General features: G+C 63.5%; 21 protein-coding genes and 1 pseudogene. 14 read left to right on the forward strand and 8 right to left on the reverse strand.

The genetic code is table 11. From position 1 onward, the window contains the following. Positions 1 to 21 precede the first annotated feature (21 nt). From NX05_RS23805 to NX05_RS14045, 3 genes are all read left to right on the forward strand, one after another. Positions 22 to 345 carry a hypothetical protein gene (locus tag NX05_RS23805; protein WP_155550129.1) on the forward strand — a complete coding sequence of 108 codons (324 nt, stop codon included), beginning with the start codon at positions 22 to 24 and terminating at the stop codon, positions 343 to 345. A gap of 29 nt (positions 346 to 374) precedes the next feature. Continuing rightward, positions 375 to 881: a methyltransferase family protein gene (locus NX05_RS14040; RefSeq protein ID WP_010370880.1), complete on the forward strand. Its 507-nt coding sequence runs from the start codon at positions 375 to 377 to the stop codon at positions 879 to 881. Between the two features lie 195 nt (positions 882 to 1,076). Further along, positions 1,077 to 1,616, forward strand: a complete 540-nt coding sequence (locus tag NX05_RS14045; RefSeq protein ID WP_039436359.1) for an O-acetyl-ADP-ribose deacetylase — start codon at positions 1,077 to 1,079, stop codon at positions 1,614 to 1,616. Between the two features lie 200 nt (positions 1,617 to 1,816). Here the strand turns inward: NX05_RS14045 and NX05_RS14050 are convergent, their stop codons facing one another. From NX05_RS14050 to gap, 8 genes are all read right to left on the reverse strand, one after another. After that, positions 1,817 to 2,821, reverse strand: a complete 1,005-nt coding sequence (locus NX05_RS14050; RefSeq protein ID WP_003487259.1) for a class I fructose-bisphosphate aldolase — start codon at positions 2,819 to 2,821, stop codon at positions 1,817 to 1,819. A 589-nt stretch (positions 2,822 to 3,410) separates the two neighbouring features. After that, entirely contained in the window at positions 3,411 to 4,877 is a 1,467-nt protein-coding gene (gene pyk, locus NX05_RS14055) for a pyruvate kinase (protein ID WP_039436362.1), read from the reverse strand. Between the two features lie 258 nt (positions 4,878 to 5,135). Further along, positions 5,136 to 5,780 carry an HAD family hydrolase gene (locus NX05_RS14060; RefSeq protein WP_010377939.1) on the reverse strand — a complete coding sequence of 215 codons (645 nt, stop codon included), beginning with the start codon at positions 5,778 to 5,780 and terminating at the stop codon, positions 5,136 to 5,138. Beyond that, on the reverse strand, positions 5,777 to 6,952 hold the full coding sequence (locus tag NX05_RS14065; protein ID WP_039436365.1) for a phosphoglycerate kinase: 1,176 nt from the start codon (positions 6,950 to 6,952) through the stop codon (positions 5,777 to 5,779). The genes NX05_RS14060 and NX05_RS14065 overlap by 4 nt, the downstream gene beginning before the upstream one ends. A 331-nt stretch (positions 6,953 to 7,283) precedes the next feature. After that, positions 7,284 to 8,642 (reverse strand): DUF3999 domain-containing protein, encoded by a 1,359-nt coding sequence (locus NX05_RS14070; RefSeq protein WP_039436367.1) that lies wholly within the window; start codon positions 8,640 to 8,642, stop codon positions 7,284 to 7,286. Continuing rightward, entirely contained in the window at positions 8,639 to 11,548 is a 2,910-nt protein-coding gene (locus tag NX05_RS14075) for a DUF2339 domain-containing protein (RefSeq protein ID WP_039436369.1), read from the reverse strand. Before NX05_RS14075 ends, NX05_RS14070 begins: the two co-directional genes overlap by 4 nt. Positions 11,549 to 11,729: 181 nt before the next feature. Next, the gene (locus NX05_RS14080; RefSeq protein WP_172645757.1) at positions 11,730 to 12,146 is read right to left on the reverse strand and encodes a hypothetical protein; all 417 of its coding nucleotides are present in this window, start codon (positions 12,144 to 12,146) and stop codon (positions 11,730 to 11,732) included. A gap of 257 nt (positions 12,147 to 12,403) precedes the next feature. Continuing rightward, a complete protein-coding gene (gap, locus tag NX05_RS14085) occupies positions 12,404 to 13,405 on the reverse strand; it encodes a type I glyceraldehyde-3-phosphate dehydrogenase (RefSeq protein ID WP_003490161.1) in 1,002 nt (333 codons plus the stop codon). Positions 13,406 to 13,857: 452 nt separating this feature from the next. On the opposite strand from gap, the gene NX05_RS14090 reads away from it, so the two are divergent. From NX05_RS14090 to NX05_RS14140, 11 genes and pseudogenes are all read left to right on the forward strand, one after another. Beyond that, positions 13,858 to 14,370 carry an SgcJ/EcaC family oxidoreductase gene (locus NX05_RS14090; RefSeq protein ID WP_039447245.1) on the forward strand — a complete coding sequence of 171 codons (513 nt, stop codon included), beginning with the start codon at positions 13,858 to 13,860 and terminating at the stop codon, positions 14,368 to 14,370. A 284-nt stretch (positions 14,371 to 14,654) separates the two neighbouring features. Next, positions 14,655 to 15,271, forward strand: a pseudogene (locus tag NX05_RS14095) (OmpW/AlkL family protein). A gap of 118 nt (positions 15,272 to 15,389) precedes the next feature. Beyond that, on the forward strand, positions 15,390 to 16,004 hold the full coding sequence (locus NX05_RS14100) for an OmpW/AlkL family protein (protein WP_039436376.1): 615 nt from the start codon (positions 15,390 to 15,392) through the stop codon (positions 16,002 to 16,004). A 269-nt stretch (positions 16,005 to 16,273) separates the two neighbouring features. Continuing rightward, positions 16,274 to 17,047, forward strand: coding sequence for a S1/P1 nuclease (locus NX05_RS14105; protein WP_039436377.1), 774 nt, complete (start codon positions 16,274 to 16,276; stop codon positions 17,045 to 17,047). A 13-nt stretch (positions 17,048 to 17,060) separates the two neighbouring features. Then, positions 17,061 to 17,891 carry an MBL fold metallo-hydrolase gene (locus tag NX05_RS14110; protein ID WP_039436465.1) on the forward strand — a complete coding sequence of 277 codons (831 nt, stop codon included), beginning with the start codon at positions 17,061 to 17,063 and terminating at the stop codon, positions 17,889 to 17,891. Between the two features lie 68 nt (positions 17,892 to 17,959). Then, entirely contained in the window at positions 17,960 to 18,736 is a 777-nt protein-coding gene (modA, locus tag NX05_RS14115; protein WP_039436378.1) for a molybdate ABC transporter substrate-binding protein, read from the forward strand. Between the two features lie 16 nt (positions 18,737 to 18,752). Continuing rightward, the gene (modB, locus tag NX05_RS14120) at positions 18,753 to 19,439 is read left to right on the forward strand and encodes a molybdate ABC transporter permease subunit (RefSeq protein WP_172645756.1); all 687 of its coding nucleotides are present in this window, start codon (positions 18,753 to 18,755) and stop codon (positions 19,437 to 19,439) included. Beyond that, positions 19,439 to 20,053: a molybdenum ABC transporter ATP-binding protein gene (gene modC / locus NX05_RS14125; RefSeq protein WP_039436382.1), complete on the forward strand. Its 615-nt coding sequence runs from the start codon at positions 19,439 to 19,441 to the stop codon at positions 20,051 to 20,053. Before modB ends, modC begins: the two co-directional genes overlap by 1 nt. Before the next feature lie 273 nt (positions 20,054 to 20,326). Next, positions 20,327 to 22,285, forward strand: a complete 1,959-nt coding sequence (locus NX05_RS14130) for an acetyl-CoA hydrolase/transferase C-terminal domain-containing protein (protein ID WP_039436383.1) — start codon at positions 20,327 to 20,329, stop codon at positions 22,283 to 22,285. Positions 22,286 to 22,419: 134 nt separating this feature from the next. After that, complete coding sequence (locus NX05_RS14135; protein ID WP_039436385.1) at positions 22,420 to 23,595, forward strand: phosphatidylinositol-specific phospholipase C1-like protein; 1,176 nt, start codon at positions 22,420 to 22,422, stop codon at positions 23,593 to 23,595. Between the two features lie 132 nt (positions 23,596 to 23,727). Continuing rightward, on the forward strand, positions 23,728 to 26,442 hold the full coding sequence (locus tag NX05_RS14140) for a TonB-dependent receptor (RefSeq protein WP_039436387.1): 2,715 nt from the start codon (positions 23,728 to 23,730) through the stop codon (positions 26,440 to 26,442). The last annotated feature ends 46 nt before the right edge of the window (positions 26,443 to 26,488 follow it).

The raw sequence follows: 26,488 nt of genomic DNA on the forward strand, positions 1-26,488 counted from the left end.
CATCGCAATGGATGACGAGGGATGAAGCCGCGCGATGCGCGGCTTTTTTTCGGCCGAGATGTGCAGGGATTGCGCGCCCGACGCGATGCATGGTGGCGGGCAATTGGCGGTCTTGGATTCGTCCGTCCTTCCGGCTATCGGCAATTGGCAATTGGCTATTGGCTATTGGCTATTGGCTATTGGCTATTGGCTATTGGCTATTGGCTATTGGCTATTGGCTATTGGCTATTGGCTTCGCAGTGTGACGGCGCAGTCGCCGAGCCGTACCGGCGCTGCGTGCAAGCATCTCCCCTGCTTTTCAGACTCCAGAACGCCTGCACCCCGCCGATGTCAAGGAAGCGTTAAGATCACGACCGTACTGCAGGGAGAGATGTGTGAACAACCGCCCGTATGGACACAGCGACACCCGCGCCTCGCGGGCGCCGTGGCTGGTGAAGATGACCTCCCCGGTCCACTTTGCGCTGGCTCTGGGTCTGGGCGCGTGGTTGCAGGACGCGCTGGAGCTGCCGCTGCCCGCTCCCACGCCGCTCGCAATCATCGAACTGGCTGGCGGCGTCATCGCCTGTCTCGGTCTGGCATTGGCAGTGAGCTGTTTCATTCTGTTCGCACGTCGCCGCACCACCATCATGCCGAGTGGTCATCCCTCGCGTCTGGTGCTGGACGGCACGTATCGCTTCACCCGCAACCCGATGTATCTGGCGCTGGTACTGAGCTACGTCGGCCTCTGCCTGCAGCTTGGGCTGCTATGGGCCGTCGCGCTGGTGCCGCTGCCGTGGCTTGCCCTGCAGCTCTATGTCATCCCGTTTGAAGAGACGCGTCTGCGCGCCGAATTCGGCCGCCACTACAACGACTATTGCGCGCGCGTCCGCCGCTGGTTGTAACGCGTGACATGCACAACATGTGCGCGGCAATTGATGCAGCCCAGCGCTATGAAAAGGCGGTGGATGGCGTTGAACGGCGCACATTCCAACCCGCGCGACAGTCGCAGCAGATGAGATGAATGGCCGCTAGCATGCGGATTCCGCAGCGTGCTTCCCATCACACGCTCATCATGCAAATCCAATAATTATCGGGCTATGAGAATCGAAGTCTGGCAAGGCGACATTACCGAACTCGACGTTGACGTCATCGTCAACGCTGCAAACGAATCACTGCTGGGCGGTGGCGGAGTCGATGGCGCCATCCACCGTGCCGCCGGTCCGCGTCTGCTGGAAGCCTGCGAAGCATTGCCGCAAGTGCGTCCCGGCGTGCGTTGCCCCACCGGCGAAATCCGCATCACCGACGGTTTCAATCTAAAGGCGCGGCATGTGTTCCATACCGTCGGCCCGGTGTGGCGCGACGGCAAGCACAACGAGCCGGAACAGCTGGCCAACTGCTACTGGCAATCGCTGAAACTGGCCGAGCAGATGATGCTGCACTCGATCGCGTTCCCAGCGATCAGCTGTAGCATTTACGGCTACCCGCTACATCAGGCAGCCCGCATCGCCGTGACCGAAACGCGCGATTGGCAGCGCTCGCACCAAGTGCCCAAACACATCGTGCTGGTGGCTTACAACGAGGCGACCTACAAGGCGTATCAGCAAGCGTTGGCGACGCAGGACAGTGCGGCGGCCTGAGCTTTGGCTTGAGGCCGACGGGATGTCGCATCAACAGATAAATTGAAGCACTTTGATTGAAGCAAAGGCGCCGCAAGGCGCCTTTAGTGTTTAAGCGCTGCATCTCTATGCACTTACGGATGCCACAAACAAAAACGCCGGCATCGCTGCCGGCGTTTTTGTCTTCTCGATGCAGCGGCCTTGCGGCCGTCATCAATTGATCAACCCTTCCACTTACCCAGCGCGGCCAGGCCGTTTTCCTTGGCGCGCTCATAAATGACCTGCTGCGCCTTGGCGAAGTTGCCGGTCATGTCCTTGGCCCACAGCTTCAGTGCGGCCTGCTGCATGGCGCGGCCGTAGGAGAAGCTCAGCGGCCACGGCAGGTTGCCAAGCTGGTGCATTTCGTTGAGGTGGGCGGTGGACTGCTCGTCGGTCTGGCCGCCGGACAGGAACACGATGCCCGGCAGGATCGCCGGCACAGTCGACTTCAGGCACATCACGGTGGACTCGGCCACCTCTTCGATGCTGGCCTGCTCTTCGCAGCTCTTGCCGGAGATGACCATCGAGGCCTTCAGGATGGTGCCTTCGAGCACGACGTTCTGCTCATACAGTGCGCCGAACAGCGAACGCAGCGTGGCTTCGGTGACCTCGTAGCAGGTTTCGATGTCGTGGCTGCCGTCCATGATCACTTCCGGCTCGACCATCGGCACCAGGCCCTGCTCCTGACACAGCGCGGCGTAACGCGCCAGCGCGTGCGAGTTGGCCTCGATGCAGGTGCCGGACGGGATGTCTTCGCCGATGTTGATCACTGCACGCCACTTGGCGAAGCGCGCGCCCAGCGTGTAGTACTCCTCAAGACGTGCACGCAGGCCGTCCAGGCCTTCGGTGACCAGTTCGCCCGGCATGCCGGCCAGCGGCTGCGCGCCCTTGTCGACCTTGATGCCCGGGATGATGCCGTGGGCGGTCATGTACTCGGCGAACGGCACGCCGTCCTTGGTCTTCTGACGGATGGTCTCATCGAACAAGATGGCGCCGGAGATGTAGTCGCTCAGCTTGGGCGTGGTCAGCAACAGTTCGCGGTAGGCACGACGGTTTTCTTCGATGTTCTCGATGCCGACGCTGGCAAAACGCTTGGCGATCGTGCTGGTCGATTCGTCGATGGCGATGATGCCCTTACCCGGGGCGACCATGGCCTGGGCGGTTTCGGCAAGCTGTTCGATGCTCATGTGGTTCCTGTGGCAGCTGCGGGGGAGAACGAAAGTATAGCGACGAAAGTCGTAGACATTCCTTCACGGAATGTCTGCAACCGATTACACGTGATGTGCGTGACAGGATGTGTGGTGCTGCTCGTATCCCTTGAATCGGGAACCGGGAATCGGGAATCGTAAGAGCTGAGCATGGCGCGTGGCTTGTTGCATGCGGTGCTGTGATGTATCGAGGCAGTGATGTGCAACAGCGCGGTTGACACCGAGCCATGCCTGAGTTGGTAGCGCTCGTGGTGTTGGCCGCTTTGACGCTTGGTCTGTGCCGTAGAACTGCGAGCGTGGCATGTGGCAATGTGGCATGCGGCACATCGCGAACAGGCTCGAGCTTGTGCACACATAGCCCGCTATATCGACGCCTTGCGGCAGCACGTGGCGATGTTGCGCGGACTGGGCATTCATCGGATCCGGCGGTTGGCCAACACTCCAGCCGCGGCTGAGCCCTTGCCCCCGCGCGCCCCATTGCCACACAGCACAACGGCGACCCCGGGGCCGCCGCTGCGTGAACCTTCTCTTCCGACTCAGCTCATGCGCCGGATGCGGTCACCAGGCATTACAGCTCGCCCAGGCCGGTAGCGCGGCCGTCTTCGCCCACTTCCAGCAGACGCAGGGTGTTGGTAGCGCCATGCGTTTCCATGTGCTCGCCGCTGGTAAATACCACGCGATCGCCTGGGCCCATGCGCTCGTTCTCTACCAACAGACGGATCGCCGCACGTGCGGCTTCGCGCGGGGTCAGGCCGCGGCTGTCGAAGTTGATCGGGAACACGCCACGCATCATGGCCATCTGGCGACGCGCGCCATCGTGACGGGTGAAGGCGTAGATCGGCATGTTGGAGCGGAAGCGCGACAGGAAGCGCGGGGTGCCGCCGGATTCGGTCAACGCCACCACGCCACCCAGGCCGATGTGCTCGGACAGGAACATGGTCGCCATCGCGATGGCCTGGTCGGCGCGCTGCAGATTACGCTGCGCCGCTTCGAAGTCGGTATCGAATTCAAACTGGTGCTCGGCACCCAGGCAGATACGCGCCATCGCTTCCACCGCACGCACCGGGTAGGCACCGGCAGCGGTTTCGGCCGAGAGCATCACCGCATCGGTGCCGTCGATGACCGCATTGGCCACGTCCAGCACTTCGGCGCGGGTCGGGATCGGGCTTTCCACCATCGACTGCAGCATCTGCGTGGCGGTGATCACCACCTTGTTCTGCGCCAGCGATTCGCGAATGATCTTCTTCTGCAGGCCCGGCAATTCGGCGTCGCCGATTTCCACGCCCAGGTCGCCACGCGCCACCATCACCACGTCGGAAGCTTCGACGATCTCGACCAGGTTTTCGATCGCTTCGGTGCGCTCGATCTTGGACACCAGCTGCGCGTCGCAGCCGTGCTGCTGGGCGATCTGGCGCGCGTCGTGCATGTCCTGCGCATTGCGACAGAACGACACCGCAATAAAGTCCACGCCGATCTTGGCAACGATGCCGATCAGCTCTTTGTCGCGCTCGGTCAGCGCGCCCAGCGACAAGCCGCCGCCCTGCTTGTTGAGGCCCTTGCGGTCGGACAACACCCCATCGTTGAGCACGGTGGTGACGATGCGCGCGCCCTGCACGTCGGTGACCTGCAGCTGCACCAGGCCATCGTCGAGCAGCAGCACGTCGCCAGCGGTCACATCCTGCGGCAGGCCCAGGTAGCTGACGCCGACCTGGTGCTGGTCGCCGGCCGGCGCATTGGCATCGGCCACCAGGTCGAAGCGCTCGCCCATGGTCAGCTTGATCTTGCCTTCGGCAAAACGCTCGATACGAATCTTCGGGCCCGGCAAATCGGCCAGGATGCCGACTTCGGCGCCGACGCGGGCCGCAGCGGCACGCACTTCGGCAGCACGCTTGGCCTGCCCGGACGGGTCGCCATGGCTGAAGTTGAGGCGCACCACGTTGACGCCCGCCTTGAACAGCGTATCCAGCACACCGGGCGCATCCGTTGCCGGTCCGAGGGTGGCGAGGATTTTGGTGCGGCGTTGACGTTCTTTCATGATGGCCTCCCTGTAAAAGCCGCGAAACTTAACACACACGTCACGCACCAAGGATGGCATTGCGGCATAGCCTTCCTCCGTTTCCGGCATGTCTTACAGACAGTGCGGGACAGTACGTACGCCTACGCCTGCATTGCCATGAGCAACGCGGGCGGTCGCCACCCTAACCCGGCAGCGGTGAAGAGTATTCTGCGCGCTGCGAACCGCCGTTGCAGGCGCGTCGACCAAGCGAACGCAACGGCTGACGCGCATTGTTCGTCACTGAAGCAACGCCGCCAGTTCAGCCGGCGTGCGTGCCAGCGCACCGGCACCGGCGTCCCGCAATTCGTCCTCGTTGCCGAAGCCCCACAACACGCCGATGCTATGGATGCCATGGTGATTGGCGCCATCGATATCCATGCGCCGGTCGCCGATCATCACGCAGCCAGTTTTCTCGATCTGCAAACGGCGCAACGCTTCGGCAATGAGGTCTGGCTTGAAGCGACGTTCGCCGTCTTCGCTGGCACCAATCACTTCTTCGAAGCACACGCCGAACGGCAAATGCTCGACGATGCGCCGCGCATAGCGTTCGTTCTTGGACGTGACCACCGCAAGACGGTGACCGGCGCGCTGCAGGCCGGTGACCACCTCGCCAATGCCGTCGAACACACTGAGCTCGGTCCAGCCCATCGCGTCGTAGCGCGCGCGGTAGAGCCCGAGCGCACGCTGCACCAACTCCGGATCATTCGGAAAACACTCGGTGAAGCTGTCACGCAAGGGCGGGCCGATCCAGGCGCGCAAGGTCTGCGCGGAGGGACGCGGCTGCCCGAGTTCGTCGAAGGCATGCACGATGCTGGCGACGATGCCAGGTTCCGAATCGACCAGCGTGCCGTCCAGATCGAAAAACAGCGTGGCTGCGCTCACTGACCGCGGGCCTCGAGTGCGGCAACCGCCGGCAAGGTCTTGCCTTCCAGAAACTCCAGAAACGCACCGCCGCCGGTGGAAATGTAGGTGACGTCCTTGGCGATGTCGTACTTGTCCACTGCGGCCAAGGTGTCGCCACCGCCGGCGATCGAGAACGCCTTGGAGCTGGCGATCGCGCGTGCCAACGTTTCGGTGCCGTGACTGAAGGACTCGAATTCGAACACGCCGACTGGCCCGTTCCACACCACCGTGCCGGCGCTGGCGATCAGCTCGGCATAGCGCTGCGCGGTTTGCGGGCCGATATCCAGGATCAGGTCATCGGCATCGACCGCATCGAGCGACTTCACGCTGGCTTCGGCGTCGGGCAGGAACTGCTTGGCAACGACCACGTCGGTGGGCAGCGGAATTTCTGCGCCACGGGTCTTGGCATCGGCCACGATCTGGTTGGCGGTCGGGATCAAGTCTGGCTCGTTCAACGACTTGCCCACGTCGTGACCGGCTGCGGCGATGAAGGTATTGGCGATGCCGCCGCCGACGATCAGCTGGTCGACCTTGTTGACCAGGTTGGACAGCAACTCCAGCTTGGTGGAGACCTTGCTGCCGGCCACGATCGCCAGCAGTGGCTTGGCCGGGTTGTCCAGCGCCTTTGCCAGGGCGTCGAGTTCGGCCATCAACAGCGGGCCACCCGCTGCGACCGGCGCGAAGCGGATCACGCCATGCGTGGACGCCTGCGCGCGGTGCGCGGTGCCGAAGGCATCCATCACGAACACGTCGCACAACGCGGCGTACTTGCGCGCCAGCGTCTCGTCGTCCTTGCCCTCGCCGACATTCATGCGGCAGTTTTCCAGCAGCACCACTTGGCCCGGCGCGACTTCCACGCCGTCGACCCAGTCGCGCACCAGCGGCACGTCCACGCCCAGCAACGCAGCCAGGCGCGTGGCCACCGGCGCCAGCGAATCTTCTTCGGTCCAGCTACCTTCTTTGGGGCGACCCAGGTGCGAGGTCACCATGACGGCCGCGCCCTTTTCCAGCGCCAGCTTGATGGTGGGCACCGAGGCGGTAATGCGCTGCTCGGAGGTGATCTGGCCGTTGTCGATCGGCACGTTGAGATCCTGGCGGATCAACACGCGCTTGCCGGAGAGATCGAGGTCGGTCATGCGGACAATGGACATGGGCTCAGCTCGTTCGGTCTAGGAGGGGGATAAGAATTGGTCATGCAGAAGCACGCAGCAGACGTGCTGGGGCAGCATGTGGGCGCTGTGCCGTAGCGGCAGATGGTTGCGATGGCCCATGGCTGTGAATCGCCATTGCGATGTCGTTGGCCCGTCTTGCGGATCGCGTGCCGCGCGCATTGCTCACCACGCGTGACGCCGCCAACGCGGTTGGCAACGCGGGGGACGCTTGGTCGAACACGACGGGCAATACGGCTGCCTGGGTCACGGGGGACGTCTATTGTCCGACCTTCGCGCCGCAGCGGCAAACCGCCGTGCGACGCCGGTGCGCTCAGCCGTTGCGATTGGCCGATGAACTACGCAGCAGACTCACCGCGAAAGCACCAACCAACAAGGCGCCACCGACCAACAGGCCCCACAGCAGCCAGCGCTTCCAGTCACGCGGTGTGACGGCCGGCTGCAGCGCGGCCTCACCCGCCAGCGGCTGTGCCTGCGCAGCAACATTGGCCTGCGCCGGTTGCCACTGCGCGCCGCGGTCGCGCCGCAGTGCCTGCAGCATCGAGGCCAGCGGTGCATCGGTGCGTTGCGCACGCGCACTGCCAGCGACCAGCGCATACGGCGGCTGCCCCTGGGCCAGAAACATCAGCCGCTCGGGTTGATACCCCACACGTAATCTAGGCACCGCAGTGCTACGCCCTTGCGCAGCAACCAACCGCCATTGGCGATCGCGCACCGGGGCAGACAGCACCTGCGGTGGCGACGCGGCCGCAGCGCCCTTGCCCAGCCGATATGCCAACCACGGGCCAGCACGCTGCAACCATGGCGCATCGTCGGCATCGCGGCTTGCCACGATCCATTCGACCGCCTCGGCCTGACTGCCACCGACATCGAGCTGAGTGATCGGAAAGCGTCCCGGCAAGGCGTACACCACCGCTGCATCTTTCGCGGTGCCTGGCAGTTCCAGCCACTGCGGCAGTGCGGATGCGGTGATGCCCTCCAGCTCTGCCTCGACCACGCGCAACGCCGGCAACTGGCCCGACACCGGCACCAGGCGCACATAACGCGCGCCGCCGTCGAGTGCGATGCGGCGCTGCTGCAATCGCTGGGTCTGGTTGTCTAGCGCCATGACCGTGGCGTCTGAGGCGAGCACGCGCCAGTCGCGCAGATCGTCGCTGCCTTCCACGCGTAACTGCGCCTGCACGGGCATGTCGCCATCCCAATCCAGCAGTAGCGCGCGCGGGCGATCGTGCAATGCGCTGGCATCGATCAACCAACTCCCACCGTTTCGTGCCGCGGCAGCTGCACCGGTCGCAAAGCGGCCTTCCAGCCTGCGCACTGCGCCGCTGGCATCGCGCTCGGCAATCAGTTGCAGATCGCCATTGGCCGGCGCCGCACCGGCCGGCAGTGCAAACAGGGGCAGGCGCTGCCGGCGCGCCGCAGCCGCCGGTGCTGCATCCGCCGGCAACCAGGCGGTGGGCAGCTCTTGGCCACGCGCATCAATCACCGTGACATCACGCAGTGCCGCGTCGTGCGCGGTGCGATACACCGCTTCGTTCAAGCTCAACTGATAAATGCCGGCATCCGAGCCTGTCACCTGCAGCGGCCACTGCTGGCGGTAGTCCTGCCGCACATCGGCGGCCTGCGCCAGCATCGGCACCATCACCAACAGCGCCCATCGCATCGATTTCATGCCTGATCCTTTTCGACGCCGTCGTCTTCGACAGCATGTTCTTCAGCAGCAGCCAGCGGACGCGGTGGTGCCGGCGCCAGATAGCCCACCACGGTGCACAACAGCCCATAGGCCATGAACGAGCCGATGCCCAGCAAGTTGCCCAGATGCTGGCGGTCGACCAACACCAACTTCGCCAACACCAGGCCCATCAGCAACGCGCCACCCAGCCACAACCCACGCTGCCCGCGGCGCGAGCCGATCACCCAACCCAGCACGCCCAGCACGCTCCACACGATGGTGAGGCTGGTCTGCGACAAGGTGGCGCTAATCAAGGCGGAATCCCACGGCACGCCGCCCCAGTGATGCACGCTGTGCAAGGTGCTGCCGGTGATCAACGCCCAACCCAGCACACCCAGCGCGGTCACGCGCCAGCGCTGCAGTAGTGCCGGCGCGGGTGGCGACCAGGCCCAGCGCGCGAGCAATGCGAGCACCGCAAGCTGCGCCAGCTCGGCCGGATTGAACAGCGGCAGCCACGGCAATGGCGCCGCGCTTACCGGGTCCAGCAACACGAGCAGCCAGCCGAGCCCCAACACCGCGAACACGCAACTCAGCAAGGCGTTGCGTGCTGGATCGAAGCTCGCAGCCTGAGGCCATGCCAGCCACGGCCAACGCAACAATCCCAGCGTCGCCACAATCAGCCACGGCGCCGCCAGCAAAGCGCAACGCCAGCCGTTCGCCAGCAAGAACGCATCGGCCAACCAGGCGGCACCCAATGACACCACCAGCGGCCACAGCAACCACCAGATGAACTGTGCGGCCATCGCGCCAGCGCCCTGCTGCCTGCGCAGGCACCACAGCGCACGCGTACCTGCCAGCGCAAAAACGCCCCAGGCCAGCGCGCCCCAATGCGCGAACGGCTGGGTATGCGCTTCGACCTGCCACAGCGCCAACGGCGCCGCCAGCGCCAGACCCGACATCACCGTCCATACCAGTGCCGTTGTGGGACGACGGCGATGCACGTCGGCCGCCAGCCACAGGCTAAGTGCGACAAAGCCCAGCAGCAGATCGGGTTCGCTGCGCAGATCGGCAAAGCGCAGCACCTCATGCACGCCGCACAGCGCCCACCAGCCCAGCCCCCACAGATACGCCACCAGCGCGCGCCCTGGATGCTCTGCATCGCGCAGGAACCAGGCACTAGCCCAACCGGCAAGTGCGATCAGCAAGGTGCTCATGCAGGTCGCATTGGCCACCGCTACCGCGTCGTAGCGCCAGGCATCCACGCCGAAGGCGACACCGACCGCCGCGAGTACCTGCAGCGCCACGCCGCTGACCTGCGGGATCCGCCGTTGCTGGCGTAAACCCAGCCACAACAAGCCGACACCCTCCAGCGCAAACACGCTTGCAGTGGCACGTGCCGACAGTGCTAGCGGGATCGCCAGGGTAGCGAAGCCGACCGCCAGCATCGCGTGCGCCTGGCCCAGCAAACGCGTGCAGGTACGGCGCAACAACCAGCTCGCCAGGCCTGCGTACAACGCGGCCACTGCGACCGCGCACAACGCCAACGGCAGTCGATCGCCCTCAAGCAAGCGTGCCTGCAGCGCGAAAGCGACCAGCGGCGTGCCGAACAACAGGCTTCCATCAATGACCTTGCCTGCGCTGCCATCGCCGCGGCGCGCGTGCAGCACCAGAATGGCCACGTACATGGCGAAGAACAGCAATAGGAATGGCTCGGTGGTGGCGAATTTTGCCGGGGTGTATTGCAGCGCTCCCCACAAAGTGCCGATGCCGAAGGTGAACGCAAACCCCAGCAGGTTCAGCGCGCGCCACGGACGTAGCCACGCAATCGCCACGATGCCGGCGTTGAGCACGGCGTAATACGTAAACAGCCCGACATGATTGCCGCTGCCGGTAGACAGCCAGATCGGTGCAAGGAAGCCGGCCAGCACCCCCAGCACCGCCAACGTGCGCGAATCCTGCAACACGGCCAGCACGCACATGCCCGCGATCAGCACCACGCTGATGCCCAGCGCCGGTCCAGCATCCAGCAATCCGTACAACTTGAAGGCCGCAAACACCGTCAACAACAAGCCGCCGATGGCGCCGCCCTGCAATGCCAACGCAAAGCCTGGCCGCTGCGCGCGTTGCTTCCAACCAAACACCAGGCCGACCAATGCGAGAACGCTGATGCCGGCCAAGCGCAGCTCGATCGGCATGCGCATCCAGCCCTGGTCGCTGGCGTACTTCAACAGCGACGCTACGCCGGCCAACAACACCAACATGCCCACCTTGACCGGCACATTGCCTTCGGTGAACCAGCGCTTCAATGCGGTCGCCGCGCGCGCGACGGGGCCTGGCTGGGCCGGGGCATAAGCCGGTTGCGGTGGCTGCGGCTGTGTGGGCTGCCGTTGCGCTGCTTGAGGTTGCCCTGACTCAGAGTGTGCTGCTTGAGATTGCGCCGACTGAGCGTGCGGTGCCTGAGATTGCGCGGGCTGAGAGTCTTGGCCGGGAACTTGCAACATCGCGTTTACATCGCGCGCCGCAGCTGCAGTGGTCTGCGCAGGCAACGGTGGTGGCACCGCGGACCCATCGGCCGCGTTCTGCTCCGCAGCAGCAGCCATATGCCAGCCGTCGCCGCGTTGAGCTGCGGACACATGCGCAGCGTTGTCCGCACTGGAACCTAGCCCCGCGTCGAGATCCGGCACCTCGGGCCGCTCCCAAGCCCTGCCCGGCGCGTACGCTGGTGCTTGCGCTGGTGCTTGCGCTGGCGCATCCGCGCGCTCCGCAGTACCCGTCTGCCACTGCGCAAGCCGCTGCTCCAGCACTACAACCCGCCGCCGCAGCCCGGCAATCCACACCAGCGCCACCACCACGCCCACCGGCACAGCAAGCAGCACCAGGACCGCCAACACGATTATCGTTTCCAACGCACCAACCCCGAGCCGGCGTCCAGCCGAATGCGCGAACCATACAGCGTCAGGCCACGACTGGGCAGCCGACCTCTCGATCAGGCGATTGGTTGAAGAGCCGACTAGCAGCAGCCGCACGCGTGATTCCGTGCGCGCCTTATACGAGAAAACGCCCGGAGAACCGGGCGTTTTTGACGAGTTATTCGCGGTAGCCGCTGTCGTTCTTGTTATGGATGATCCAGATCAAGTTGCCGCCGGTATCCATCGACTTGCCAGCAAACACCAAACGACCCTGGCCTTTGTAAGCCATTTCATGACGGTAGCGGTCGCCACCGTAAAAGAACGGGATGAAGGCCTTGCCGGTGACATACGACCCTTGGTCAGTCGGCTGTCCGATCAGATCAGTCACCTGCTTCATCGGCATGCCGATCTTGAGCTGGGTGAACTTGCTGTCCGGCGCCGGCTTGCCGGTGATCTCGCCTTCGTAATCGTTGACGCCCTTGACCGTCTCGCCGTAGCCCGCCTCAACATCGGACGACTTGATCACCTCGCCATCGGCATTCATCCAGGCCGGCGTACCGGTCTGCTTTTTTGCAGCCCAACTGTTAGACGGCATGGAAAACGCAACAACCACACTCAGCGCCAAAGCGCCTGCCAGAAACTTATTCATCACTGTTCTCTCGATCCATGGAGTTCCCCGATCCTTCGTACACGACACGGGAACGGACGCCGTGCACGCAAATTAGCGCACGTGAGTCCAGCAAAGTCCACTTCTGAGCGACCGAGGAAGACGTCGCAGTGCAAGAAACACAAAATTGATAGCAAAAAAAAGCCCCGGCATGCCGGGGCCTCTTTCATCACTGAGCCAAAAACTTACTTGGCGACAACGCGCACCATTTCCAGGCACTTGTTGGAGTAGCCCCACTCGTTGTCGTACCAGGACACCAGCTTGACGAAGGTGGAATCCAGCGCGATGCCGGCGTCGGCGTCGAACACCGAGGTGCAGGTTTCGCCGCGGAAATCGGTGGCCACCACTTTGTCTTCGGTGTAACCCAGCACGCCCTTCAGTGCGCCTTCGCTCTGTGCCTTCACTTCGGCGCAGATTTCGGCGTAGGTGGCCGGCTTTTCCAGTTCAACGGTGAGGTCGACCACCGAGACGTCCGAGGTCGGCACGCGGAAGCTCATGCCGGTGAGCTTCTTGTTGAGCTCGGGGATCACCACGCCCACGGCCTTGGCAGCGCCGGTGGAGGACGGAATGATGTTCTCCAGGATGCCGCGGCCGCCGCGCCAATCCTTGTTGGACGGGCCATCGACGGTCTTCTGCGTTGCAGTGGCCGCATGCACGGTGGTCATCAGGCCGCGCTTGATGCCCCACTTGTCGTTGATCACCTTTGCCAACGGCGCCAGACAGTTGGTGGTGCACGATGCATTGGAGATGATCGCTTCGCCCTTGTAGGTCTTGTCGTTGACGCCGTAGACGAACATCGGGGTGTCGTCCTTGGACGGTGCCGACAGGATCACCTTCTTGGCACCGGCGTCGATGTGCTTCTGTGCGGTTTCCTTGGTCAGGAACAGGCCGGTGGACTCGATCACCACATCGGCGCCGACGGCATCCCACTTGAGGTTGGCGGGGTCACGTTCCTGGGTCAGGCGGATCTTCTTGCCGTTGACGATCAGCGTGTTGCCGTCAACCGAGACGTCGGCCTTGAAGCGGCCATGCACCGAGTCGTACTGCAGCATGTAGGCCAGGTAGTCGGGCTCGAGCAGGTCATTGATGGCCACGATCTCGATGTCATTGGCGAAGTTCTGCACCGCAGAGCGCAGCACGTTGCGGCCGATGCGACCGAATCCGTTGATGCCAACCTTGATTGCCATGTTCACAAGCTCCTGCGGCCGCGACAGCGCGGCGGATGGAAAGGGGACGTCATTCTAGCAGCGTCACCTGTCTGCGGCCGTGTTGTTGCGGGCCGGGATTGGGGATTGAGAGCGGCTAGCGGTTCGCCAGTGAAGGAACTCGACGCGTCGCTTCGCGAAGACTGGCCTGCCACTGCGCTCGGCCATCAGTAAGCGCGCGTGACCGGCCAATCCGCGCGCCAGCATCCATGACCGATCGTTTCCAGATGACCTCATGTCAATCGAATGAAGCGCCATTTCATCCAGCACGATGAAACCAGCCATATCCCATGCATTTCATTTACTTAAATCTACATCCAATACGCCGAAAAGCATATTCAACGCTATGCCGAAAAGCAGAATTTCGGCACCCCGTGGATTTCGATACCGGCCCTGCCTGCTGAGGCACCCCCATCGAGCACACGGAGATTCCCATGCGTCGCACACTTTTCTCTCTGGTTCTGGCTCTGGCTGCCACCCCGGCGCTGGCTGGCGGCGTGATGCATTACACCGACAAGGCCATGCTGCCGGCCGGCGGCGAAGAGCGCGAAGTCGCTGCGCTGTTCGACACCTGGAACGCGGCGCTGGCCACCGGCAACCCGCACGAGGTGGCCGATCTGTACGCCCCGGACAGCGTATTGCTGCCGACCGTCTCCAACGAAGTGCGCGCCTCGCGCGAGCAGATCGAAAATTACTTCGAACTGTTCCTGACCAAGAAGCCGCAGGGCGTGGTCAATTACCGCACCGTGCGCCTGCTCGATGACGACAGCGCCGTGGATGCCGGCGTGTACACCTTCACGCTGACCGACAAGGACGGCAGGAAGAGCGACGTGCAGGCCCGCTACACCTCCGTGTACGAAAAGCGCGACGGCAAGTGGCTGATCATCAATCACCACAGCTCGGCGATGCCGGAAGTGGATGCAGCCAAGGTCGCCAAAGCCAAGTAAGTGCTGCATCGCACCGGTCATCGAGTCGCTGTCGGCGCCAGCACACACAGCCGTCTGCGTCACTCCCCCGCCGACAGCTGTGCCACGCGCATCGCGTAATGCCATCAGCGCGATGCGCTGCTGCGACCGCCATCACGCGCGTAACGCTGCCCACCGTCCGGGTTGTTACTGCAGCCACCGCAGGCCCGCGCGCCTGAGCACGCAGCCCAATTGATCAGGATCAAGGCGGCGGCGCCAAGCCCCAAGACTTACGACATCCATTGCACACCATGAGAGCTCCGCGCATGCGCCCTACCCTTCTGCTCGCCGGCCTCGCCGCTTCTTTGTCAGCGCCCCCGCACTGGCGCAATCCAAAGGCGACTGGACCGTTGCCGTCGGTGCCCACCAGGTCGCCCCCAAGTCCGATAACGGCAGCCTGGTCGGCGGCACGCTCGATGTGGAAGTGGGCAAGGACATCAAGCCCACGTTTACCACGGAATATTTCATCGCCGACAACCTGGGCATCGAAGTGCTGGCGGCGCTGCCGTTTGAGCACGACATTGCGATCCGCGGTCTGGGCCGGGTGGGCAGCACCAAGCATCTGACGCCGGTGATCTCACTGCAGTACCACTTCAACGCCCAAGGCACGCTCTCGCCGTTCGTTGGCGCCGGTATCAACGACACCCGCTTGTTCGGCACCGACACCCGCGGCGCGCTGGCCGGCAGCAAGCTGGAGCTGGACGATTCCTGGGGCCTGGCACTGCATGCAGGCGTTGACTACAAGCTCAGCGACCGCGGTGCGCTGCGCGTCAACCTGCGCTGGATCGATATCGATACCCAGGCGCGCCTGGACGGCAACCGTATTGGCACGGTCAATATCGACCCGCTGGTCTACGGCGTGGCCTACGTGCACCGGTTCTGATCCCCACGGCGTGGGCGGCGCATCTCTGGCACACTTGCCGTACAGGGACGTGCATCCACCGCCGGAGTTGCGGACAGGTCGGTCACGTCGCCCGTCTGTCCGACCTACCGGGGATTCCATGAACACGCTGACTCGCACCGCCTTCGCCATCGTACTGGCCGCCTCGGCCGCACCCGCCCTTGCACAGTCGGCCGGTCATTGGACGACCGGTTACGGTGCCGGCTATGTCTCGCCTAAGTCCAATAGCGGCACCTTCGGCGGCATCCAGGCCGAGATCAAGGGCGCGCCGGCGCTGTCGTTCACCTACGAATACTTCCTGCGCAACAACCTGGGGATCGAAGTGCATGCCGCAGTGGCGGGCAAGCACGACCTCCAAGTGCAGGGTGTGGGCAAGGTGGGTAGCTATTGGTCGGTACCGCCGAGCGTGCTGTTGCAGTACCACATCAACGGCTATGGCACGGTCTCGCCCTTCGTGGGCATGGGCATCAACTACACCACCTTCCTGGGCGAAGATACCGAGCCGACATTTGGTAATGGCGATCTGCGCTTCAGCGATTCGGTCGGTGCCACCGCGCATGTCGGCGTGGACTTCATCTTCAACGAGCGCAGCGGCCTGCGCGTGGATGCGCGCTGGACCGATTCGCGCAGCAACGTTGACTTCAACGGTGCGCGGCTGGGCAAGGCGCGCATCGATCCACTGACCTATGGCGTGTCGTACCTGGTGTATTACTAAGAGCAGCCAACAACACGACTGCGCGACTGCCAGACGGCGCTGCCGGTGCTCGGTGCAGCATGCAACTCGCACATTGCGGGTCTGAGCGTGCCATCCATATCCACCCGACGGACCGCGCGCTACGTGTTGCTCGCCGATTTACACAGTGGCGGCGCCATGCTGAGGCGTGGCTGTCGCATGGCCGGGACGCCATCAAACCGTCCCGGACCGATGCGTACAATCGCGGGATGAAAACTTTCTCCCTCCCAGCATTCGTTGTTGCGACGGCGATGGCCGCCGCGATCCACCCCACCACCGCCTTGGCCTGGGGCCCGCAAGGCCACCGTCTGGTGGCGCGCATCGCCGAAACCGAACTGAGCCCACAGGCACGCGCGCGAGTGGCGCAGTTGCTGGCCGGCGAGCCCGACCCGACGCTGCACGGCGTGGCCTCCTGGGCAGATGCGTTGCGCGAACACGACCCCGGCCTGGGCAAGCGCTCCGGGCCATGGCACTACGTCAATCTGGGCGAACACGACTGCGCGTATTCGCCGTCCCGCGACTGCCCGGACGGCAATTGCGTGATCGCCGCGCTCGACCAGCAAACCGCCCTGCTTGCAGATCGCACACAGCCGCTGGACGTGCGCCGCCAGGCCTTGAAGTTCGTGGTGCATTTTGTCGGCGACATCCATCAGCCGATGCACGCCGGCTATGCGCATGACAAGGGCGGCAACGATTTCCAGCTGCAGATCGACGGCAAGGGCAGCAACCTGCATGCGCTGTGGGACAGCGGCATGCTCAACGACAGCCATCTGAGCGACGATGCCTACCTGCAACGCTTGCTCGCATTACCGGCAGCTGCCGCAGTGTCTCCAGTACTGCCACCGCCGGCTGCGGCATGGGCGCAGGCCTCGTGCAAGATCGCCATCACGCCGGGTGTGTACCCGAGCGCGCACGGGTTGCCTCCCACGTACATCGCCACCTACCGCCCGGTCGCTGAAACGCAGCTGCGCATCGCCGGAGACCGGCTCGCTGCCATCCTCAACGCGGCGCTGGCCAGCCCCTGACGTGGAGACGACGATGCAGCCCCAGGTGCTTACGTTCTTTCATGCCGACAGCAACACCTTCACCTATGTGGTCGCCGATGCGTCCACCGGTGCGGCGGCGGTCATTGACCCAGCCCTGGACTACGTGGCCGATACCGGCGCCATTGAAACGCACACGGCGCAAGCCATTCTCGCTGCCATCGCGCAACACGGATGGCAGCTGCAGTGGCTATTGGAAACCCATGCGCATGCCGATCACCTGTCTGCTGCGCAATGGCTGAAACAGCACTGGCCGCAGGCGCGTGTTGGCATCGGCGAAGGCATTCGCCAGGTGCAGCAGACCCTCGCACCGCAGTACGCATTGCCGGAAGACTTTCGTGCCGATGGCTCACAGTTCGATCATCTGTTTGCCGATGACGAGCGCTTCCTGCTTGGGGATATTGAAGCACGCGTCATCGCGGTGCCCGGGCACACCAGCGACAGCATTGCCTATCTGATCGGGGATGCGCTGTTTCCTGGCGATTCGTTGTTCATGCCCGATGCGGGCACGGCGCGTTGCGATTTCCCCGGCGGCGATGCGCGCAAGTTGTTTGCGTCGATCCAGCGCCTGTATGCACTGCCGGAAAATACCCGTGTATTCGTCTGCCACGACTACGGCCCGGGCGGGCGCGCTGTGGCGCATCAGACCAGCATTGGCGAACAGCGGCGCAGCAATATCCATGTGCGCGACGGTGTGGATGTCGAAGTGTTTGTGGCGCAGCGGCAGGCGCGCGATGCCAGCTTGCCTGCGCCCAAGCTGATCCGGCCTGCCTTGCAGACCAATCTTCAGGCGGGGCGCTGCACGGGAGTGGTTCCGTCGCGCTAGCGCATGCCCGCCACGCGGGCCACATCGCGCAGCCGTTATGATCGGGGTCTACCTGATGAGGACGTCCCATGCGGATAATCGGTTTTTGGCAGCGCGCGTTGTGCGTGCTGATGCTGGCACTACCGATGCTGGCGAGTGCGCAGACCGCATCGGTCACGGTGTTTGCGGCTGCCAGCCTGAAAGAATCGATGGACGACGCCGCGGCCGCATACGAGAAAGCGACCGGCACGTCGGTGCGGGTGTCGTATGCAGCGAGCTCTGCGCTGGCACGCCAGATCGAACAAGGCGCACCGGCGGACGTGTTCTTCTCGGCCGACCTGGAGTGGATGGATTATCTGCAGCAGTGTGGCCTGGTGCTGCCGGCGCAGCGGCATAACCTGCTCGGCAACACGCTGGTATTGGTCGCACCGGCGAACAGCAAGCTGCGCGTGGACCCGCGCACGCCTGGCGCCATTGCCAAGGCGCTTGGCGAGAACGGCCGCCTGGCCGTTGGCCAGACCGCCAGTGTGCCAGCCGGCAAATATGCCGCCGCTGCGTTGCGCAAGCTCGGCCAATGGGACAGCGTCAGCAAACGTCTTGCCGAATCGGAAAGCGTGCGCGCGGCGCTGATGCTGGTCTCGCGCGGCGAAGCGCCGCTGGGCATCGTGTATGGCTCAGACGCACGTGCCGATGCCAAGGTGCGCGTGATCGCCACCTTTCCTGACGACAGCCACGACGCCATCGTGTATCCGGTTGCTGCATTGAAAAACAGCCGCAACCCCGCCACTGCCGCATTCGTGAACTGGCTGGGAAGCAAGCCGGCCAAGGCGATCTTCGCGCGCCGTGGTTTTTCGTTGAAGGACTGAGGCACACCGCTTGTCGATGTTCACCCCGGAAGAGCTGACCGCGATCGGCTTGAGTCTCAAGGTCGCGATCGTGGCGGCGCTCGCCAGCCTGCCACCGGGCATTGCCTGCGGCTGGCTGCTGGCAAGGCGTCGCTTCCCGGGTAAGGCCTTGCTGGACGCGCTACTGCATCTGCCGCTGGTGATGCCGCCGGTGGTCACCGGCTATGCGCTGCTGGTGGTGCTGGGCACGCAGGGGCCGGTGGGCAGTTGGTTGCTGGAACATTTCGGCATCCAGTTCGCGTTCCGTTGGACCGGCGCGGCGCTGGCCTGCGCGGTGATGGGATTCCCGCTGATGGTGCGCGCAATTCGCCTCTCCATCGAAGCAACCGATCACCGGCTGGAAGCGGCCGCCGCCACGCTGGGCGCCGGGCCGTGGCGGGTATTTTTCAGCATCACCTTGCCGCTGGCATGGCCAGGCCTGGTCGCCGGCGTGGCGCTCGCGTTCGCCAAGGCGCTGGGCGAATTCGGCGCCACCATCACCTTCGTCTCGAATATCCCTGGTGAAACGCAGACCTTGTCGTCGGCCATTTATGGGCTGATGCAGGTGCCGGGCATGGAATCGGGCATCTGGCGGCTGGCGGGCGTGGCGCTGGCGATTTCGCTGGCCGCGTTGCTGTTGTCCGAGTGGCTGGTGCGTCGGCCGCATCCGCGCGAGGAAGACTAATGCTGGATATCGATCTGCAGCTACAACGCGGCACATTCGAACGCCACATCCGCATCCAAGATGATGCGCGCGTGGTAGCGCTGGTGGGTCCGTCCGGCGCGGGAAAGACCACGGTGCTCAACGCGATTGCCGGATTGATGCGCCCGCATGCTGGGCATATTCATATCGATGGGCGTTGCCTGTACGACGCTGGGCAAGGCATCGACCTGCCCACGCACAAGCGTCGGATCGGTTACGTGTTTCAGGATGCGCGGCTGTTCCCGCACCTGGATGTGCGCAGCAATCTGCGCTATGGCCGGCATGCGCACGGCACGGCGCCGTTCGGCTTCGACGATGTGGTGGCTTTGCTCGGCATTGCGCCGCTGTTGCAACGCCGGCCGCACAACCTCTCTGGTGGCGAGGCGCAGCGCGTGGCGATTGGCCGCGCATTGTTGGCGCAACCGGCGATCCTGCTATTCGACGAACCGCTATCGGCACTGGATCAGGCGCGCCGCGAAGAATTGATCCCGTATCTGCAGCGCGTGCGCGACGAGATTCGCCTGCCGATGCTCTACGTCAGCCACAACGCCGATGAAGTACAGCGTATTGCTGATAGCGTGCATGTGCTGGATTGAAGGTGGACTGCACGTTGATACGGAGTTTGCGTGTAACGTGTTCTCAGATGGATATCGATGCCAGCCTGGACGATCTTTGTCCGTCTTCGTTAGTCACTCAGTTCACTGCGTGCCATTGCGTTGCCGCGCGATAGGCGTGAGCTGGCCTAATCAAGCCGCCCTCTTCGATCACGACCCGGATTCCGGAGACCTTCCCGCATTGATGGCGGTCAGGCATAGCGCGCGGGTATTGGTAGGCAGGCAGCACACGACCGGCTCGGCTACCCTGCGCGGATGACCGAATCTCTCACTGACCTGAGCGCCGCCGTGGAGCGGATCCTGCAACGTATCGACGGCCCGCTGCGCGTCGGCGCACCGCTGGGCATCGGCAAGCCGCACCGGCTGTTGAACGCCCTATACGCGCAGATCCAGGACACGCCGTCGCGGCCACTGGCAATTTACACGGCGTTATCGCTCAACCCGCCCAAGCCGGGTACCGGACTCGAAGCGCGCTTCGCCGCAGCGTTCATCGCGCGTCATTTTGGTGACGATTTCCCGCGCCTTGCCTATGTCGACGCGATGCTGCGCGACGCCTTGCCCGCGCATGTGCAGGTGGAAGAGTTCTACATGCAGTCCGGCGGGCTGTTGCATTCCACCCAGGCGCAGGCCGACTACACGAGTCTCAACTACACGCATGCCGCCACAGCGGTGGCGCAACGCGCGCCCAACCTGATCGTGCAAAAGGTGGCGCGCGAACCCGGCGGCACGCGGCTGTCGTTGTCGTGCAACAACGACATCACCCAGGACACGCTGGATGCGGTGCGGGCACTCGGCTTGCCGCGGCCGATGCTGGTGGCCGAAGTGGACCCGCAGCTGCCATGGATGGGTGGCACCGCAGCAGTGGATGCCGCGTTCTTCGATCTGATCATCGATCTACCTGGCCCGTCACCACACCTGTTCGGTTTGCCGCGACAGCCGGTGACGAGTGTCGACTACGCCATCGGCCTGTATGCCAGCACCCTGGTGCGCGATGGCGGCACCCTGCAGATCGGCATCGGCACGCTCGCCGACGCACTAAGCCATGCCTTGATACTGCGGCATACCGATAATGCGACCTATCGCCGCGTGCTGCATGCACTGGATCCGGCACTGGAGCACCACCCGGCCGTGCAGGCCAGCGGCGGCCTGGAGCCGTTCGCTAACGGCTTGTACGGCTGTAGCGAAATGCTCAACGAAGGCTTCAAACAGTTGGTGGACAGCGGCGTTATCCGTCGCAAGGTGCACGACGATGTAGCGCTGATGCAGCGCATTGCCGATGGCAGCGCCGACGCAGCCGACCGTGCACGTCTTGCCGAGGAAGGCGAGTTCCTGCATGGCGCCTTCTACCTCGGCTCGCCGGCGTTTTATCAATGGCTGCGCGATCTGGATGCACCGACACGCGCGGCGATCGGCATGCGTCGCATCAGCGAGATCAATCAGCTCTACAATGGCAACGAGGCGTTGGGCCGGTTGAAGCGCAAGGATGCACGCTTTTTCAATTCCTGCATGATGGCCACCGCGTTGGGTGCGGCAGTATCCGATGGGCTGGAGGATGGCCGCATTGTGTCCGGCGTTGGCGGGCAATACAACTTCGTGGCGATGGCGCATGCATTGCCGCAGGCACGTAGCGCCTTGATGCTGCGCGCCACCCGCGAGGCGGGCGCAAACACGGCCAGCAACGTGCGTTGGAACTACGGCCACACCACCATTCCGCGCCATCTGCGCGATCTCTACATCACCGAATACGGCATCGCCGACCTGCGCCACAAAACCGATCAGGACTGCGCGCTGGAAATGGCCGCCATCTGCGATGCTCGCTTCCAGCAAGACCTGCTTGCCCAGGCCAAACAATCGCGCAAGCTGCGCACAGCGCCAGTATTGCCAGTCCGTGCGCAACGTAATACCCCACAGGCACTCGAACAGGCCCTGGCCCCATTTCGGCGTGACGGCAGCCTGCCCGATTACCCGCTCGGCAGCGACTTCACCGAGATCGAACAGCGTCTGCTGCCGGCATTGAGTTGGCTCAAACGTGCGACCGCCAGCACTGGCGGAAAAATCGCCACGGTGAGCCGCGCACTGCTCACGCGCGGGGTGTCGAACGCCACTGATGTGGCCTGCCTGCAACGCATGGCGCTGGATGCACCAAGAAACCTTGGCGATCGCCTGCAGGCGCGGCTGCTGAGCTATGCGCTGCGACAGACCGCCGCTTCATAAAAAAAACAGTGCCGCGATTTGCAAACGGCATCAACACAGCGGCACAGCCTGACGCATCACGGACACACAGCGGAAAGATATGCGTCAAACTTGGCCGCGATGATGGCGACCTCGTCGCTTTCCGGCTGTGCTGCATGCCTCTTTTTCGCGCCTTTATTGCTGTTGCCTCTGGTCTCAATCGCAAAACGAAGTTGCTGCGCGCAAAGCGAAGAAAAATGCCGCGCACTGCCATCTTCAGCGTGCTATTGCTGAGCGGTCTTGTTGCGCAAGCTGCGCCACGCCTTACCGACCTGCAGTACATCGGCAGCCACAATAGCTACCACGCCGGCTTTGCGCCCAGCGAAGCAGCGTTGTTGAAGCAACTAAACCCAGAACTGTTTGCCGCGCTGGACTACCGCCATCCTGTACTGACGCAGCAACTCGACGATGGCGTGCGCCAACTCGAACTGGATGTCTTCGCCGATGCACGAGGCGGGCGTTACGTGCATCCGGCCATCGTTGCGCAGATCGCCAAGGCCGGTCTGCCGGCCGCGCCGGCAAGTGCGCCCGCAGGGGTGATGGACAAGCCCGGCTTCAAGGTCATGCACGTGCAGGATCTGGACCAGCGCAGCAACTGCCAACCCTTGATCGCCTGCCTGCAGGAAATCCGCACCTGGTCGAAGCAGCACCCGGGCCATGTGCCGATCTTCATCCTGCTCGAAACCAAGCAGTCGCCAATCCAGTTGGCGTTCCCCACGGTGCAACCCGAACCGTTCGATGCGAAGGCGATGGATGCGCTGGATGCCGAATTACGCTCGGTCTTCCAACCCGGTGAATACATCAGCCCCGATCAGGTGCGTGGCAACGCACGTACGCTCAATGCCGGCGTGCTTGCGCATGGCTGGCCGTCCTTGGCCCAGGCGCGCGGCAAGGTGGTGTTTCTGCTCGACCAACGTGTTGCCGGCGCCAGCTACCTGCCCGGTCACCCATCGCTGCGCGGCCGCGTGTGTTTCACCAATGCGGCACCAGGCGAGGACGATGCAGCCTTCGTGGAGCTCAACGACGGCCCTGCAGATGACATCAGGAAGCTGGTCAAGGCCGGCTATCTGGTGCGCACGCGTACCGATGCAGACTTGAAGGAAGCGCAGCGCAACGACGCCTCCCGGCGCGACGCCATGCTGGCCAGCGGCGCGCAATTGCTTAGCACCGATTTCCCGATCAACGAACCGGCCGATAACGGCTACGTGGTGCGTTTCGATAACGATGCCGTGGCGCGTTGCAATCCGCAGCGACCAAGCGCGCATTGCGACGGCATCGACCTGCACCACTGAGCGCAGCAATGCGCGCGCAGGCGCAAGCCATCCCCACGTAGCAGACCTATCGCAATGGAAGGCGTCGGCAATCTATCACCGCACCCGCTTATCGGGCGCGGACTTCCCTATCCCATCACGCGAGCCCCCAGCATGCAGTTCCCCAGCACCTTCCATCGTTTGAGCTGCGCCATTGCCGTGGTGCTCTCCGCACCCGCGCTTGCGTGCGCTGCCGAGATGACCACCACCACGTTGGACTCGGTCAACGTGCAAGCCACCCACGCCGCAGCACCGGGATCGCTCAACGAACAGCGCTTATCCAATTCCGTCAACAGCGTGATGAGCAAGCAGGAAATTGATGCGATTCCATCCGGCGGCATTGCCGATGTGGTGGCGCATATGCCGGGGCTGTCGTCCTATAGTGACATGCATCTTGGGCAGGCCACCACCGGCGAGAATGCTTACGTCAGCATTCGCGGCATGGACGCCAGCTACAACGCGTACACCCTCAACGGGTTTGGCATGCCGGAAACCGACTCGTCGACACGCGCCATTTCGTTGAACATGCTGGCACCGTTCGGCATCCAGTCGGTGCAGGTCTCCAAATCGCCCACGCCTGACATGCCCGGCGATTCGATCGGCGGCGCGATTGATATGCGCACCCCCAATGCGTTCGATTTCGGTCAAGACGTCTATGCCAAGAGCACCGCGCAAGGTCAGTTCAACGCATTGGCCCACCACCTGGGTGGCAAGGACAGCGGCGGCACCTTCCAGCAAGAGCTAGCCTGGAAATTCGGGCAAGGCGATGCCTTCGGCATCTACGCATCGGCCTATTACGGCAAGAACAACAACATGGCGCAGGCACCGGCGCCCAACAGCAAATATGTTCCGGCAGACCCTACGCTTGCCAACGCCACCGACCTGCGCGATGTCGGCCCGTTGATCAGCACCCGCTACAAGTACAGCCTCTACACCAGCCAGATCGAACGCTATGGCGGCAACCTGTCGCTGGATTGGCAAGGCGACACCAGCGCGCTGTATGCGCGTGCCATCTACGGCAGTTACGGCGTCACGGGCACGCAGGACCAGTCCAGTGCACGCCTGGAAACCTATCGCAACCAGCCCACCGCGGTGCGCGGTGGGTACTTCAATACGCACGATATCGACGAGACGCTGGCCACCTTGCAACTGGGAGGCCAGACCACGCTCGATCGCTTGCACTTCGATTACGGCACCTCGGTCGGGCGTGGCACGCGCAGCCGGCCGGATTACGTGTCCGCCAGCCTGTATGGATTTACGCCGGGCAGTTTTGCCTTCGACCTCAGCGACCCGACCTACCCAAGCATCGGCCCAAGTTCACCGGCGTTGAAGGACTTTTTCTACAACCTGGATTCGTCGCTGTTGTGGAAGGTGCAAGGCCACGATGCCGGCAGCCATGACAACCGCTTCAACGCGCATACCGATATCGCGTATCAAGTCGATGGCGCTGTACTGGATAGCGTCAAGCTCGGCCTGTCGGCCGATCACTCAGAGCGCGGCGCCTACGACCATCCGTTCTTCCACAAGGATGGCAATTTCGTCACCAACGGTCCGTACTTTGGCGGACCCAATTACGCATTCCCCACTGCCGGCGGTGCGCCGCTGAGCGCGATCCCCGGCCGCATCACTTACAACGCATTCGATGGCCACTACGCGGGGCCGTTCAAACTGCTCGACCGCAGCTGGATGCGCGCGCAGGCGCTGCCGTACAAATATGTTGACGATCCGAACGGCGCAGGCAATTACACCGCCAACGACTACAACGCCAACACCACCTCCAGCACCGAGGCAATTTATTCGGGCTACGCGATGGCCGCGCTGCACATTGGCGCGGTGAGCGTGCTGCCCGGCGTGCGTTACGAATTGACGCGGTACTCGGCCGATTCCTGGCAATCCAGCGGCGATGGCAGCACCGGCAGTTTCGTCGGCACCGGCAGCACCTATGGCAAGGTCTTGCCGGGCATCAGCATCAACTATCGCCCGGACGATCTCACCGTGTATCGCGCGGCGGTGCGGCGCAGTTTCAGCCGCCCGGCGTTTGGGCTGATTTCCGGCGAGACGGTGTATTCGATCGACGACACCCAAAAAGTGGTCGGCATTTCCAAACCCAATCCCAACCTGCAGGCGAGCACCGCCGACAATGCCGACCTGTCTGCCGAGTTCTACGACCACAGCGGCGGCGTGCTCAGCGCATCGACGTACTACAAGCGCATCAACGGTTTCATTTACACCTCGCAATCGGCCACCAGCAACGACAGCACCCTGGGCGGCCTGGTGCCAACCGGCACCACGTTCGAAAACGGCGTGCCGGTGACCATGCCGCAGAATGGCGGCACCGCAAAGCTATATGGGCTGGAGTTGGCAGCGAGCAAACGGCTGCAACAATTGCCCGGGCTGTGGAGCAATCTGGGCGTCACCGCCAACCTCACGCTGCAACACAGCGAAGCCGATAGCAAACGCAGTGATCAGCCGGAAAAGACCTGGCTACCGCGTGCGCCGGAGCGCATCTACAACCTGGACCTGTTCTACGACGACACCCATCTGCGCACCGACCTGAGCTACAACTACACCGGCCTGCAACTGCTGGGGCTCACCACCGACCGCCTCAATTACTACCTGCAGCCGGTGAAGTCGTTGGATTTCAACGCGACCTATCACTTGCCGCACCACATCGATGTCGGCGTGGCGGCAAAGAATCTGCTCAATGCTGCCACCTTCAACGAAACGCAGGGTAAGTCCAAACGCTACATGGCCTACGATCCCGGCGCCGACGGTGCCTATGTGCAAACCGGGCGGACCTACATGCTGACCTTGGGCTACACCTACTGATCGGGAGCGGCAGGCACGCTGCAGCGGTGATCTTGCGTATGCAAGA

Origin of the sequence: Xanthomonas vasicola (assembly GCF_000772705.2) — a bacterium.
In the GTDB taxonomy this organism is placed as follows: Bacteria; Pseudomonadota; Gammaproteobacteria; order Xanthomonadales; family Xanthomonadaceae; genus Xanthomonas; species Xanthomonas vasicola.

Excerpts from the sequence above, each read along its gene's own strand:
- modC (WP_039436382.1), top strand. The coding sequence starts at position 19,439 with ATGCTGGATATCGATCTGCAGCTACAACGCGGCACATTCGAACGCCAC.
- NX05_RS14070 (WP_039436367.1), bottom strand. The coding sequence starts at position 8,642 with ATGAAATCGATGCGATGGGCGCTGTTGGTGATGGTGCCGATGCTGGCG.
- NX05_RS14140 (WP_039436387.1), top strand. The coding sequence starts at position 23,728 with ATGCAGTTCCCCAGCACCTTCCATCGTTTGAGCTGCGCCATTGCCGTG.
- NX05_RS23805 (WP_155550129.1), top strand. The coding sequence starts at position 22 with ATGAAGCCGCGCGATGCGCGGCTTTTTTTCGGCCGAGATGTGCAGGGA.
- gap (WP_003490161.1), bottom strand. The coding sequence starts at position 13,405 with ATGGCAATCAAGGTTGGCATCAACGGATTCGGTCGCATCGGCCGCAAC.
- NX05_RS14090 (WP_039447245.1), top strand. The coding sequence starts at position 13,858 with ATGCGTCGCACACTTTTCTCTCTGGTTCTGGCTCTGGCTGCCACCCCG.
- NX05_RS14130 (WP_039436383.1), top strand. The coding sequence starts at position 20,327 with ATGACCGAATCTCTCACTGACCTGAGCGCCGCCGTGGAGCGGATCCTG.
- NX05_RS14135 (WP_039436385.1), top strand. The coding sequence starts at position 22,420 with ATGCCTCTTTTTCGCGCCTTTATTGCTGTTGCCTCTGGTCTCAATCGC.
- NX05_RS14105 (WP_039436377.1), top strand. The coding sequence starts at position 16,274 with ATGGCCGCCGCGATCCACCCCACCACCGCCTTGGCCTGGGGCCCGCAA.
- NX05_RS14045 (WP_039436359.1), top strand. The coding sequence starts at position 1,077 with ATGAGAATCGAAGTCTGGCAAGGCGACATTACCGAACTCGACGTTGAC.
- modA (WP_039436378.1), top strand. The coding sequence starts at position 17,960 with ATGCGGATAATCGGTTTTTGGCAGCGCGCGTTGTGCGTGCTGATGCTG.
- pyk (WP_039436362.1), bottom strand. The coding sequence starts at position 4,877 with ATGAAAGAACGTCAACGCCGCACCAAAATCCTCGCCACCCTCGGACCG.
- NX05_RS14080 (WP_172645757.1), bottom strand. The coding sequence starts at position 12,146 with ATGCCGTCTAACAGTTGGGCTGCAAAAAAGCAGACCGGTACGCCGGCC.
- NX05_RS14065 (WP_039436365.1), bottom strand. The coding sequence starts at position 6,952 with ATGTCCATTGTCCGCATGACCGACCTCGATCTCTCCGGCAAGCGCGTG.
- NX05_RS14110 (WP_039436465.1), top strand. The coding sequence starts at position 17,061 with ATGCAGCCCCAGGTGCTTACGTTCTTTCATGCCGACAGCAACACCTTC.
- modB (WP_172645756.1), top strand. The coding sequence starts at position 18,753 with ATGTTCACCCCGGAAGAGCTGACCGCGATCGGCTTGAGTCTCAAGGTC.
- NX05_RS14100 (WP_039436376.1), top strand. The coding sequence starts at position 15,390 with ATGAACACGCTGACTCGCACCGCCTTCGCCATCGTACTGGCCGCCTCG.
- NX05_RS14050 (WP_003487259.1), bottom strand. The coding sequence starts at position 2,821 with ATGAGCATCGAACAGCTTGCCGAAACCGCCCAGGCCATGGTCGCCCCG.